The organism is Deltaproteobacteria bacterium (assembly GCA_003696105.1).
GTDB lineage: Bacteria > Myxococcota_A > Polyangia > Haliangiales > J016 > J016.
Genome location: RFGE01000177.1, coordinates 1 through 13535, shown reverse-complemented (window position 1 = coordinate 13535; position 13535 = coordinate 1). Strand labels below are relative to the sequence as shown.

The following is a 13535-nucleotide window of genomic DNA, read 5'->3' as shown; positions in this document are numbered from 1 at the left end:
GGCCCGCGCCGCGGCGCGCGTGCTTCGGCCCGCGCCGCGTCCCCGCCGCGCGGCGGGCACGCGCGCGATGCGACGTGCCGTCGCCGCCCGCGCGCGCTGCGCGAGGCGCGCCCGCACCGCGGGCCGACGCGCCCGCGTGTCGCCCGTGCGCTGCGCTTTTGCGCCGGCGGCGCCGCCGCTATGCTCCGCGCATGACCGCCCCGCTCGCGCTGCCGCCCCGCGTCCGGCTCGCCAACCTGCCCACCCCGCTCGAGCGCCTCGACCGGCTCGGCGACCGGCTCGGCGTCGAGCTGTACGTCAAGCGCGACGACCTCACCGGCGCGGAACTGTCGGGCAACAAGGTGCGCAAGCTCGAGTTTCTGCTCGCCGACGCCGAGGCCGCCGGCGCCGACACGCTCATCACCTGCGGCGGCGAACAGTCCAACCACTGCCGCGCGACCGCGCTCGCCGGGGTGCGCCGCGGATTCGCATCGCGCCTGCTGTTGCGCACCGCCGACCCCTCGGCGCCGCCGCCGACGGAGGGCAACATCCTGCTCGACCGCCTCGCCGGCGCCGACATCCGGTGGATCTCCCCCGCCGACTACGCGCGGCGCGCCGAGGTCATGGCCGGCGAGGCCGAGCGCCTGCGAGCGGCCGGCCGCAGCCCGTACGTCATCCCCGAGGGCGGCTCCAATCCGCTCGGCGCCTGGGGCTACATCGCCGCGTGCGCCGAACTCGCCGATCAGCTCGCCGGCCTCGACGACCGGCCGACGACCATCGTCTACGCCTGCGGGTCGGGCGGAACCGGCGCGGGACTCGTCCTCGGCGTGCGCATGACCGGCCTCGACCGGCGCGGCGTGCGCGTCGCCGGCGTCAACGTGTGCGACGACCGCGACTACTTCGTGCGGACGATCGGCGCCATCTGCGCGGGAGTCCGCGAGCGCTGGCCCGAGGCGCCCGCCATCGGCCCCGGCGACGTCGACATCGTCGACGGCTACGTCGGCGCCGGCTACGCCCGGTCCCGTCCCGCCGAACTCGAGTTGCTGCGCGACGTCGCGCGGGCCGAGGGACTCGTGCTGGATCCGGTCTACACCGGCAAGGCGATGTTCGGGCTCGCGTCGGAGCTTGCCCGAGACCGGCGCCGGTTCGGCGACCGCGTCGTGTTCTTGCACACCGGCGGCATCTTCGGCCTGTTCCCCAAGGCCGAGCAACTCGCCCCGCTGTTGTGACCGGCGCGCGACGCGCGCGGGTCGCGAACCCGCGCGCCGCCGGGCTCGAAGCCACGCCCGCGGTCGCGCGCCCGAGCCAATGGGTTTCCGCGCCGCGGGTCGCCGCGCCCGGCAATCACGGCGTACGCGCTTGCAGTGCTCGTCGTCGTCGTGCGCCCCGTAGGACGCGGCACCGCTCGTTGCCGTTACAGCGGTCCGCCCGCGACCTCCGCACGGACGGCCGATCGCGGGCGGCGCGCGTCGCGTCAGTCGACGTCGCCGAGCAGCTCGGGCAGATGGGCGTCGAGCCACTGCCGCGACAGCGGGCCGACGTGCTTGGCCGCCAGCGTGCCGTCGCGCGCGTACAGGAACGTGGTCGGCAGCGCGTTCGGATAGCCGAACGCCTGCATCAGCAACTCGTCCGACCGAACGACCGGATAGCTCAGGCCGACCCGCTTCGCGAACGCGGCGAGCTGGTCGTCGGTTGCGCGATCGACCATCACGCCGAGCAGGACGAAGCCGTCGTCGCGATAGCGCTGGTAGTAACTCGACAACAGCGGGATCTCCGACACGCACGGCGCGCACCAGGATGCCCAGAAGTTGACCATCACCACCTTGCCGCGCGTGACCTCGCCGGTCCACGCCGTGCCGCCGGTGTCGAGCATTCCCACCTCGGGGAAGCACTCGGGCGCCTGGCCCGTGCACTGCGCGTGGGCGGTGGACTCCCCGCCGCGCGTGCCCACGACGGATAGCGCGACGGTGATGCCGCCCGCCAGGACGGCAACGGTGGCAAACACGGCGACTCGGCGCGACTTCATCGGAACCTCAACAACGAGGGTACGACATCCTCGGGCGGTTGAAACCCCAAAAGCTCCAAACAGGTGGCGGTCACGTTGGCGAGACCGGCGCCGGCGGCGCGGTCCGGGTCGATCTCGTACTCGTCGGTGCGCGCGGGATCGAAGATGGCAAACGGCACGGGGTTGAGGGTGTGGCTGGTTTTCGCCAGCGGATTGCCGGCGGCATCCCGCAGCACCTCCCCCGCCTTCTTCTGGAACATCTCGTCGGCGTTGCCGTGATCCGCCGTCACGACGAGGATGCCGCCGAGCGCGGCGACCGCGTCGCGCAACCGCGCGAGCTGCAAGTCCACCGTCTCGACGGCGACCACCGCGGCGCGGAAGTCGCCGGTGTGGCCCACCATGTCGCCGTTGGCATAGTTGACGCGGGCGAACCGGTAGCGACCGGTGCGCAGCTCGGCGATCAATCGGTCTGTGATCTCAGCGGCTTTCATCCACGGGCGCTCGTTGAACGGCACGCGGTCCGACGGGATCTCGATGTACGTCTCGCGCGACTCGTCGAACATGCCGCTGCGATTTCCGTTCCAAAAATACGTGACGTGACCGTACTTCTGCGTCTCCGAGATCGCGAGCTGCGCCACGCCATTTCGGACGAGGTACTCGCCCATCGTCCGCTCGATCGCCGGCGGCGGCACGAGGAAGCGCTTGGGAACGTGCAGGTCGCCGTCGTACTCCATCATGCCGACGTACAGCACGTCCGGCCGGCGGCCGCGGTCGAAGTACGGGAAGTCGTCGTCGTCGAACGCGCGGCTGATTTCGATGACGCGATCGCCGCGGAAGTTGAAGCAGATGACGGCGTCCCCGTCGCGCATCGGCCCGATCGGCTCGCCGTCGCGCTCGATCACGAACGCCGGCAGGTACTGGTCGTCGCGATCCGGCATCTCGGCGTAGAACGTCTCCACCGCCTCCCGCGCCGACCGGAACCGCCGCGCATTGCCGTGCACGTGGGCCTCCCAGCCCGTACGCACGACGTCCCAGTTGGCGTTGTAGCGGTCCATCGTCACGACCATCCGGCCGCCGCCCGACGCGATCGCCGCCTCGCAGCCGCTCGCGCGCAGTTCGGCGAACACCTGCTCGATGCGGTCGATGTAGCGGAGCGCGCTGCGCGCCTCGACGTCGCGGCCGTCGAGCAGCGCGTGCAGGTAGATGCGGCGAGCGCCGTCGGCCGCGGCTCGCCGCACCATCGCGATGAGCTGGTCGATGTGCGAGTGAACGTTGCCGTCCGACAGCAGCCCGAGGAAGTGCAGCGCGCCGCCCGCCCGGCACCGAGCGATCACCTCGCGCCACATGTCGCCCTCGAACAGCTCTCCCGTGGCGATCGCCCGGTTGACGAGCTTGGCGCCCTGGTCGTACACGCGCCCGGCGCCGAGCGCGTTGTGGCCGACCTCGCTGTTGCCCATGTCGCCGTCGGTGGGCAGGCCGACTGCCGTGCCGTGCGCGCGCAGGGTGCAGCGCACGCCGGGTGCCCACAGCGCGTCGAGCGTGGGCGTCGCCGCGAGCTTGACGGCGTCGTCGGGGCCGCCGCTGCCGACGCCGACGCCGTCGAGCACGGCCAGCACCACGGGCCCGGGCCGGCCCGCGAATCGCGGATGGGGCTTGAGCGTCCACGTCACGGCGCCCTTATAGCAGACGTGGCGCCCGAACCGCCGCTGCCCGCGCACGCGCGCGACCGGCGGTCACCAGGTGGCGGTTGCGCAGTGCCGCTGGCTGCGGTCGCGATCCGCGGGCGATCTGTGGCGTACGTCCTCGCGCCCTTCGGTTCCGTATCGTTCTACGCGCCCTCGTGCGCTGCGGGCGTGCGCCGAACCTCGCCTCGCATCTCGCAACCCCGCCGGCGCGCCTGTACGCTGCAGCCTCCTAGCGCGACTTCGTCTCGCGTTCGTCCGGCTCGATGATGCGGAACTTGTGCCGGCGCAGCGCGCGCTCGTCGACGGCGAACAACCGATCGGGCAGCGCGGCGTCGAACTGCGGCTCGTAGAACGCGAACGCATTGGTGTTGCCGGACGCCTCCAGTACGATCGACTGGCGCACGCGAAAGTTGTCGCGCGCGACGACCAGCCACAGCGTCTTGTACTGAGCCGACGGCTTCTTCGGGGTGAGCTTGACGACGTAGTCGTCCTTTCCGCCGTAGGTGCCACTCGTGTCCAGCTCCGCGGTGAAGTCGCGGCGCAAGTCGCCCTTGCCGGTGAGGAACGTCACCGCAACCGGCAGCAGGTCCTTTTCGAGATCCTTTTTGAACGCCTGCTTGTTGTCGTGCTCGATCGCCCACAGCGTCACGCCGTCGGACACGAACGACTTGGTCTTGACCGGCTTGCGGCGGCCGGGTGCCTTCTCGTAGTAGTTCCACCGCATCTTGCCGGGTTTTTTCACGTACACCCATCCGCTGGACGTGGTCGTCTTTCCGAACGTGGTGTTCGTGTAGCGCTGGCGGAACTTCGCCTTCAGCGACTGCGTGCGCTCGTAAAACCGCTGGACCTGGTCGACGATCTGGTCCGCGGTCAATGGCCGCCCCGGGGCGGAGTCGGCCGCCGCGGCGGCGGGCGTCGCGGGAGCGGACGCCGCGGGCGCGGGCGCCGGCGCACCGCTGCCGGCCTGCAGCATTCCGAACAGCGCGACGAGGGTTTCTTTCAACAAGGTGGGCATCATCGTGGACATCGGAGTGGTCGCCTCCTGCCGGGTACAGACGCCCGACGGCCGCCGGCGATTCGAAGTCTCGGAAATTTGACGGCTCGCCGCCCGCAAATCAAGCGGTTGGCCGCGCGTCGACAATCTGTGGCGAACGCGCGTTCACGCCGCCGGCGGCTCCGGCGCGCGCCGGCAACCTACGCCGCCGGCGAGATGAGCACCTCGCGACGATTCGTGCCGTCCGGCGGCGACACCACGCCCTCGCGCTCCATCATCTCGACCATGCGCGCCGCCCGGTTGTAGCCCACGCGCAACCGCCGCTGGATCATCGAGATGCTCACCTGGCGCGTCTCGGCCACGAGCGCGACCGCGCGGTCGTACATCTCGTCGCGGTCCTCGTCGGGCGGCGGCTGGTCCTCGTCCTCGTCGCGCGGGCGGATGATGTCGAGGTTGTAGACCGGCTTACCCTGCTTCTTGAGGTGCTCGACGATGTCGCGAATCTCGTCCTCGCCGACGTACGTGCCGTGCACGCGGCGCACTTCCCGGCCGCGATCGGAAAACAACATGTCGCCGGACCCGAGCAGCGCCTCGGCGCCACCGGTGTCGAGGATCGTGCGCGAGTCGACTTTCGCGGTGACGCGGAATGCGATGCGCGACGGGAAGTTGGCCTTGATGAGACCGGTGATCACATCCACGCTCGGCCGCTGGGTCGCGAGGATGAGGTGAATGCCGGCGGCGCGCGCCTTCTGCGCGATGCGCGCGACCGACGTCTCCACTTCCTTCGGCGCGCACATCATCAAGTCGGCGAACTCGTCGATGATGACGACGATCTTGGGCAGCCGCTGCGGCGGCCGGTCGTCGTCGAGGTCGAGCGCGAGCTGGCCGCGCTCCTCCGTCACCTCGACCGGCTCGCCGTCGCCCTCCTCCGCGATGCGCCGCGCCTCGGCCGCGGCCGCCTCGAGCCGTCGGGCTTCCCACTCCTTGCGCAGGCGCTCGATCTTGCGGTTGTACGTGTTGATGTCGCGCACGCCCATCGACGCGAGCAGGTCGTAGCGGCGGTCCATCTCCTCGACCGCCCACCGCAGCGCGAGATTGGCCTTCTTCGGATCGGTCACTACCGGCAACAGCAGGTGCGGGATGCCCTCGTACAGCGACAGCTCGAGCATCTTCGGGTCCACCATGATCAGGCGGACGTCCTCGGGCGTCGCGTTGTACAAAAGCGACACGATCATCGAGTTGACCGACACCGACTTGCCAGACCCGGTCGTGCCGGCCACCAGCAGGTGCGGCATCTTCGCCAGGTCGACCACGACCGGCGCGCCGTCGATGTCCTTGCCGAGCGCGAGCGCCAGATGAGACTTGGCCTTGCGGAACGCGTCGTCGGCGATGAGTTCCTTGAGGAACACCGTCTCGCGTGTCTTGTTGGGAATCTCGAAGCCGACGACGCTCTTGCCCGGGATCGGCGCGACGATGCGCACGCCGACCGCGCCGAGCGCCATCGCGACCTCGTGCTGCAGGTTCGTGATCGACTTGAGCCGCGTTCCGGGCGCCGGGGCGAACTCGTACATGGTCACCACCGGCCCGGGGCGAATCGCGGTGACCTCGCCCTTGACCTTGAACTCGCCGAGCACCTTGATCAGGCGCGCGGACAGCTCGAGCATGGTCTCGCGATCCGTGCCGCCGCACTGGCTGGCGTCGTAGTGCAGCAGCGAAATCGGCGGCAGTTGGAACGCACCGTCGCCGAGCTTGATGAAGCCGCGCTCCGCGTCGAGCCGCCGCTCGCGCTCGCGCATGTGCTCCTCGTCCTGCTTGCGGAACTGCGACTCGTGGATCGCCGGCTGCGGCGGCGCGGCGTCCGCAGGCGCCTCGGCGTCGCCCGCGGCGTCCGGTTCGGTCGCGGCGTCCGGCTCGGAAGCCGCGGCGGCGTCGGGCGCGTCGGCCGCGGCGCGGCGCTTGCGGCGCGATCGCTTCGGCGCGTCGGCGCCGGTAGCGGGCACGCCCGGCAGCGTGCGCGAGCGCGGCGCATCCGCGAGCACCGCTTCGATCTCGGCGTCGTCCATCCGCACGGTGCGGTCGTCGTCTGCATCGATCGGCACGGCGACTCGCCCCGTGTGGCCGCTCTCGATGATCGGCGGGTCGACGACCGCGGCGCTCACCTCGTCGGTCGCGTCCATGACGTCGTCGCCGTCGTCGTCCTCGTCGAACTCGTCGGCGAACTCGTCGTGGTCGCGCTCGGGCAAGATCGCGCGGACGACGTCGCCGCAGAACGTCGCGGCGGCCAGCGCGGCGTCGCGGGTGGCCCCGGCCGCGGCCCGCGCGACGCGCGCCACCGCGCGGCCGGTCGCGACGGCGGCGCGGCGGCCGGCCGCCAACAGCGCCTCGACGACCGCCGCCAACCGCAGCGGCGTCGCGACCACGACCGCGATCGCCAGCCCGACGGTCGCGAGCAGCGCGGTACCCGCCGTCGACAGTACCGCGCGGAGCACCTCGGCGAGCGCCTCGCCCAGCCAGCCGCCGGGACCGTAGCCGGCCAGCCGGTGCGACCCGCCGACCAAGTGGAGCAACGTCGCGATCGACAGCAGGCCGAGTGCCCCGGCGATCGCGTGCGCGGGGCGGACGAGGGGACGGCGGTCGAGCAGCAGGCGGACGGCGACGGCGCCGAGCGCGAGCGCCAGCCCGTAGATGCCGACGCCGGCGGCCGCGTACCCGCCCGTCGCCACGGCGCGGCCGAGCGGCCCCATCAGCGTGCCGTCGCCGAGTTGCAGCGACAGCGCCGACGCGAGCGCGAAGATGGCCAGGCCGAGCAGGACGACCCCCGCGATTTCGCGAGACCGGCCGTCGGCGGTGGGCTGGCGCGCCTGCACCCGCGGCGGGACGCGCGACGAACGACGTGATGTGCGTTTTTTTCCCATGGGTTATGGTGGGTCGCAGCGACCCGTCCTACATCCGGTCACATATCCTACATTATCCCACTGCCGCGACCCAAAATTCCGGCGCGCGCCCCTGGAGGCATTCCGATTTCGGTTCCTTTCCAGTACCTTGCCGCCAGGAGGTGTGAGGATGCCGAGCTTGAAGCCGTGGGCCGCCGTGGTCTTCCTGGCGCTGGCGCCGTCCGGGTGCGTGAGCAAGTCGACGCACCGCAAGGTCCTCGACGAACTGGCGACGACCCAGGGCGACCTGGAGCGGTGCCAGGCCGAGCGGGACGAGCAGGCGGCGAAGCTGCGCGCCACCGAGGACGAGCTGAACGAGACCCGGTCGGCGCGCGACGCCGAGGCGAAGGCCCGCCAGCAGGCGGAGGCGCAGCTCGACGAGCTGCAGGCGAACCTCGAGACGACGAAAGACGAGCTGGCCGAGCTGCGCAAGCAGCGCGAGGCGACCCTCAAGCGGCTCGAGGCGTTCCGCCAGCTCAACGAGAAGTTCCGCTCCCTCGTCGACACCGGCAAGCTCGCGGTGCAGTTTCGCAACGGCCAGATGGTGCTCAAGCTGCCGGCCGGCGTGCTGTTTCCGTCCGGTAAGGCGACGCTGAGCAAGGACGGCCAGGCGGCGCTCAAGGAGATCGTCGACGTGCTGCTCCAGTTCAAGGACCGCCGGTTCGTCGTCGCGGGCCACACCGACAACCGCAAAATCCGCACGCGCCAGTTCAAGGACAACTGGGACCTGTCGACCGCGCGCGCGACGACCATCGTGCGCTTCATGGTCGATGCCGGATTCGATCCCAAGAACCTCGCCGCAGCCGGCTATGGCGAGCACGATCCGATCGCGAGCAACGATACGCCCGAGGGGCGCCAGCTCAACCGCCGCATCGAGATCATCCTGGTGCCCGACCTGTCCGAGCTGCCGAACCTGACCCAACAGGCGCAGTAGCGCCGCGCACTCGTCCGTTCTGGTGTATATGCTGCGAATCGCGCGCGATTCGCGGCCGCGATCGTCGGGGGATGGCACGCCGCCCGCTGCGCGCGGCGTTTGCGATCCCGCGCCGCGACGTGCCCGTCGCGGGGCTGATGTTCGTCCAGCGCTTCGCCAAGGCCGTGACCGTCTGCGCGAGCCTGGCGCTCACGTCGTGGTTGGCCAACGACATCGCCCGCACGCGCTACCTGTCGCCCGCACGCGCTACCTGTCGATCCTGACGATCGCGGCCATCACGGCGCCGATTGCCGCGGCGCGCTACGCCGGCCGCGGGTTCGATCGGCGCTCCGCCGCCGCCGGCGATCGGTGACGCGGCGGTCGCCGCGACGCGCCGGCCGCCGGCTGCGCGGCGCGCGCCCCGCGAAACACCGCCCCCTCCGCGGACAGCTGTTCGGCCCGGGTGGGCCGCCGCGAAGGGGGCGAGGCGAGCACGCGGAAAGCCGGGACGCGCAACGCCCGCGCGTGCGATCGGTCGACCGCCGGCGCGGCGCGATTATTCCAACCCGCCGGTCCAATACAGGTAGTCGCGCCACGCATCCGGCACGGACCGCGTGCTCACCCGGATCGTCACCGCCGGCACCCACTTGGGCTGTATCGGCGGTTTGCGCAGGCGCATGCCGGCCTCTTCGGGAGTCCGCGCACCCTTGCGGCGATTGCACGGGTGACACGCGGTGACGATGTTCGTCCACGACGTCTTGCCGCCGCGCGCCTTGGGCACGACGTGGTCGAAGGTGAGCTCCTCGGTGGGGCGCTTGTCCCCGCAGTACTGGCAGCGGAACCCGTCGCGCGCGTAGATGTTGATGCGCGAAAACTTCGGCGGACGGCCGCGGCGCTTGAACGCGGTGAGCAAGCGCACGACCGCCGGCACCTTGAAGACGAGCGTGACGGTGCGCACACACGCGTCGTACTCCTCGACGACCTCCACCTTCCCGAGCGTCAGCAGCGCGAACGCGCGCTTCCAGGAAATCACCCGAAGCGGCTCGTAGGACCGCGACAACATGAGCACTCGAGTCGGCACAGGCACACCCTCCTCGATCATACCTTGTAGCTCCCGAACGCGATGATGCCACCTCGACGCGGCCGCTGCCGCGCGGCAGCGACCGCCCGCGCTGCCATGGTTGCACACGGGCATGACGCTGCCGGCGCGCGCCGCGGCGCGCGGGCGTGCCACCACCACCGGGCCCCGGCGCGCTACGGCTGGCCGTCGCGCGCCGCGAAGTGCGCGCGCACGGCTGCGGCCGCCGCCGTCGTCATGCCCGCGACCGCCGCCAGCTCCTCGACGGACGCCGCGCGGATCGCGCGGACGGAGCCGAACGCGCGCAACAGCGCCGCGCGCCGCTTCGGCCCGATGCCCGGAATGTCGTCGAGGCGCGACCGCAGGCTCGCCTTGCGCCGGCGGCCGCGGTGGTACGTGTTGGCGAACCGGTGTGCCTCGTCGCGGATGCGCGCGAGCAGGTGACACTCGGCGCTGTTGGGCCGCAGGCGGATCGGCTCCTTGGCGCCCCGCACGTACACGCGTTCGGGCCGGTCGTCGTCGCGCTCCTTGGCGAGCCCGACAATGTCGAACGTCGCCGGGATCCCGAGGTCTTCGAGTGCGGCGAACGCCATGTTGAGCTGGCCCTTGCCGCCGTCGACGACGAGCAAATCGGGCGCGGCCCACCGGTCGTCGTCGCCGAGCAGCCGGCGAAACCGCCGGGTGAGCACCTCGTACATCGCGGCGAAGTCGTCGTTGCCCGCGGTCTTGACGCGAAACCTGCGATAGCCGGCGCGGTCCGGCACGCCGTCGCAGAACGTCACCCGCGACGCGACCGGCGCGGTGCCGGCGATGTGGGCGACGTCGAAGCACTCGATCCGCCGCGGCAGGGCGCGCAGCCCGAGCCGGCGCTGCAGCTTGTCGAGTGCGGCGAGCGCGTCCTCGTCGCTGCGGCTGCGCGATGCCAGCGATGCGGCCGCGTTCTTGGTGGCAAGCGCAACCAACTGCCGCTTCTGGCCGCGGGCCGGCGCGATCACGCGCACTTTCTTGCCGCGCCGCTCCGACAGCCAGTCGCCCAGCGCGTCCATGCCTTCGAACCGCATCGGCACGACGACCTCGTCCGGCACCACGACGCCGCCGAGCCCGTAGTATTGCTGCGCGAATGCGCCGACCACGTCGTCGTCGGGCAGTTCCTGATCCCGCGCGACGAACGTGCGGCGCCCGATCAGCTTGCCCTGGCGCACGAACAACACGGCGACCTCCACCGTCGGGCCGTCGCGCTGCATGCCGAACACGTCCTGGTCGACGAACGTGCGCTGCACGACGTCCTGCTTGGCCAAGCTGGCCTCGAGCGCGGCGATCGCGTCGCGCAGGCGCGCCGCCGCCTCGAACTGCTCGGCGTCGGCGCACCGGCGCATCCGCTGTCGCAACCGCGGCACGAGTTCGCGCTTCTTGCCGGCCAGAAACAGCATGACGCTATCGACCTGGTCGGCGTACGCGGCCGGATCGACCGGGTACACGCACGGCCCCGGGCACCGCTTGATCTGGTATTGCAAACACACGCGGCCGCGGGTGCGCATGACGTGGTCGGTGCACGTGCGCAACTGAAAGTGCTTGTTGACGAACCGCAGCGTCTCGCGCGCCGACGTCGCCGAGTGGTACGGCCCGAAGTAGCGCGCGCCGTCGTCTGCGATCGTGCGGACGACCTCGACGCGGGGGTAGTCGGCGCGCGGATCGATGCGCAGCACCAGGTAGTTGCTGTCGTCGCGCAGCTTGACGTTGAAGCGCGGCTGGTGGCGCTTGATCAGGTGGTTTTCGAGCAGCAGCGCCTCTTTTTCGTTGTCGACGACGACCGTCTCGATGTCGGCGACGGCGCGTGCCAACAACCCGGCGGTCACGAAGAAGCGCGTGTCGCCGCGGCGAAAATACTGGCGGACGCGCGCGCGCAGATTCTTGGCCTTGCCGACGTACACGACCTTGCCGCGCGCGTCCTTCATCAAGTAGACCCCCGGTTGCGCGGGGATGCGCGGCAACAAGTTGTCGATGTCGACCGTCATGAGCGTCGGCAACGGTGCGGCGGCGCGGGCGGCGGCCGCCGGCTCGCGATCATGCGTGCGTTCGCATGTACCCGCGGCGGCCCACGGCGGCCGTCAGAACAGGCGCGCGATGTCGCGGTACGTGACGAACAGCATCAGCAGCAGCAGGGCCATGATGCCGATCATGTGGACCGTCGCCTCGACCTTCGGGTTGGCGCGGCGTCGCGTGGCCATCTCGTAGCCGAGGAAGGCAAGGCGGCCGCCGTCGAGCGCCGGCAGCGGCAACAGGTTGAACAGGCCGAGGTAGACGTTGAGCATCATGAGCAGCTCGACGACGCGCACCCAGCCGAACTGGAACTGCGACTCGACGGCGGTCGTGATGCCGACGGGGCCGAGCAGTTCCGCCTCCGCACGACCGCGCGCGACCTCCCACAGCCCGCCGACGATGAGCGCGGTCTGGCGGACCGGGTATGCGAGCGCCTCGCGCGCGGACGCGACCACGCCGATCGGCACGCGCTCGACGTCGCCGCGCTGATCGAGGGCGATGCCGAGGTGGTAGACCGCGCACGGCTCGCCGCAGTAGTCGCGCACGATGCGGAACATCTCCTGCCCCGGCGGCGCGGGCTGCGGAGTGATCGGCACGACGACCTCCTTGCCGTCGCGCAGCACCGTGATGCGCACGGTGCCGCCGGTGCGCTTGCGCTCCGCGTAGACGACCTCCGTGAGCCGCGGCAGCCGGTCGGCCTGCGGGTGCGCCATGTACACGAGCTGGTCGTTGACCTTCAGGATCCGGTCGCCCGGCAGCAGCTTGCCGTGCGCGTCGTACCCCTCGGTGGTCCCGGCGACGCGGTACCACACCGTGCCGGTCGGCGCGCCGGAGGTGGCGTACAGGCCGAACGCCAGCACCGCGGCGAACAGGTAGTTGGTGCCCGGCCCGGCGAAGATGGTCGCGAACCGCTGCCACACCGGCCGGTTCGGATACGCGCGGTCGTCGTCGGGGTCGACGTCTTCCGCGACGTTCATCCCGGCGATCTGGACGTAGCCGCCGAACGGGATCGGCGCGACGACGAAGTCGGTGTCGCCGCGGCGCCACTTCAAGATGGCCGGGCCGAAGCCGATGCTGAATCGATCGACCCGCATCTTGCACCACCGCGCCACGAGATAGTGGCCGCCCTCGTGCACGATGATGAGGAGCCCGATGGCGACGATCGCCCCGACGATGGACCACATTGCGCGTCAGTATAGCCCGCGGCGGCGGAGGTCGCCGCGCGCCGGGCGGCCGCGGGCGCCGGGCGGCCGAACTACGACGACCAGGTCGCCCGCGCGGTCGACAGCACGTCGAGCAGCCGCGACCACGGCCGCTGCGCGACGGACGCCGTGCGGCTCGCCCCGAGCTCGTGCACGTCGACCTCCAGCCCCCGCGCGCGCAGCTTGCGAGCCAGGCGCGCGTGGTACGCCGCGCCCCGGCCGCGCAACGCCTCGATCACCGGGCGGCACTTGGCGCGGTAGCACACCGAGAACCGCCCCTTGACCACGACCGCGTCGGCCTGGCCGCGCGAGACGAACCGATGGGCCCGCGTAAACGGCGCGAGCGGGGACATCGCCCCCGGGGCGTCCACGAGCCACACCACCTTGCCGCGGGCTTCGGCCGCGCCGGCAGCGAAGCCGCGGTCGCGGCTGGGGGCGCCGATCACGCGCAGCTCGGGGACGTCGTCGCGCACGAGCGCGAGCACGGAGTGGCTGTTGTCGCCCGAATCCGCGTCCACCGCGACGATTTCGAAGTGCAGGCCGAGCGACCGCAGGTGGTCGGCGACCCGGCGGCATGCCCTGCCGATGATGTCCTCGTCGTCGCCAAAGGTGAGAACGGCGGTGACATCGACTTCAGCGCGAGACATAGGCAACTTCGAGGTCTTGCAGTCAATGTGCCAAGCCATCCGGAACGCGCAAGGGGGCG

Annotated in this window: 11 protein-coding genes; 3 read left to right on the top strand and 8 right to left on the bottom strand. The window is 71.2% G+C overall.

The window, feature by feature from the left end:
* Nucleotides 1–191 precede the first annotated feature (191 nt).
* The gene (locus D6689_11775; GenBank protein RMH41150.1) at nt 192–1208 is read left to right on the top strand and encodes a D-cysteine desulfhydrase family protein; all 1017 of its coding nucleotides are present in this window, start codon (nt 192–194) and stop codon (nt 1206–1208) included.
* 245 nt (nt 1209–1453) lie between these two features.
* Here D6689_11775 and D6689_11770 read toward each other — a convergent pair whose 3' ends face one another.
* The 4 genes from D6689_11770 to D6689_11755 form a co-directional block, all read right to left on the bottom strand.
* Nucleotides 1454–2005, bottom strand: coding sequence for a TlpA family protein disulfide reductase (locus D6689_11770; GenBank protein RMH41149.1), 552 nt, complete (start codon nt 2003–2005; stop codon nt 1454–1456).
* On the bottom strand, nt 2002–3654 hold the full coding sequence (locus D6689_11765; protein RMH41148.1) for a 2,3-bisphosphoglycerate-independent phosphoglycerate mutase: 1653 nt from the start codon (nt 3652–3654) through the stop codon (nt 2002–2004). The genes D6689_11770 and D6689_11765 overlap by 4 nt, the downstream gene beginning before the upstream one ends.
* A 244-nt stretch (nt 3655–3898) precedes the next feature.
* Nucleotides 3899–4675 (bottom strand): outer membrane lipoprotein carrier protein LolA, encoded by a 777-nt coding sequence (locus tag D6689_11760; protein RMH41147.1) that lies wholly within the window; start codon nt 4673–4675, stop codon nt 3899–3901.
* Nucleotides 4676–4863: 188 nt separating this feature from the next.
* Nucleotides 4864–6459, bottom strand: coding sequence for a DUF87 domain-containing protein (locus D6689_11755; GenBank protein RMH41151.1), 1596 nt, complete (start codon nt 6457–6459; stop codon nt 4864–4866).
* Between the two features lie 889 nt (nt 6460–7348).
* On the opposite strand from D6689_11755, the gene D6689_11750 reads away from it, so the two are divergent.
* Nucleotides 7349–8530, top strand: coding sequence for a hypothetical protein (locus tag D6689_11750; protein RMH41146.1), 1182 nt, complete (start codon nt 7349–7351; stop codon nt 8528–8530).
* A 71-nt stretch (nt 8531–8601) separates the two neighbouring features.
* Complete coding sequence (locus D6689_11745; protein ID RMH41145.1) at nt 8602–8793, top strand: hypothetical protein; 192 nt, start codon at nt 8602–8604, stop codon at nt 8791–8793.
* 272 nt (nt 8794–9065) lie between these two features.
* Here the strand turns inward: D6689_11745 and D6689_11740 are convergent, their stop codons facing one another.
* The 4 genes from D6689_11740 to D6689_11725 form a co-directional block, all read right to left on the bottom strand.
* A complete protein-coding gene (locus D6689_11740) occupies nt 9066–9611 on the bottom strand; it encodes an HNH endonuclease (protein ID RMH41144.1) in 546 nt (181 codons plus the stop codon).
* Between the two features lie 152 nt (nt 9612–9763).
* Nucleotides 9764–11602 (bottom strand): excinuclease ABC subunit UvrC, encoded by a 1839-nt coding sequence (gene uvrC, locus D6689_11735; GenBank protein RMH41143.1) that lies wholly within the window; start codon nt 11600–11602, stop codon nt 9764–9766.
* Nucleotides 11603–11695: 93 nt separating this feature from the next.
* Nucleotides 11696–12811 (bottom strand): RIP metalloprotease RseP, encoded by a 1116-nt coding sequence (locus tag D6689_11730; GenBank protein RMH41142.1) that lies wholly within the window; start codon nt 12809–12811, stop codon nt 11696–11698.
* 71 nt (nt 12812–12882) lie between these two features.
* Complete coding sequence (locus D6689_11725; GenBank protein ID RMH41141.1) at nt 12883–13476, bottom strand: hypothetical protein; 594 nt, start codon at nt 13474–13476, stop codon at nt 12883–12885.
* Nucleotides 13477–13535: the final 59 nt, after the last annotated feature.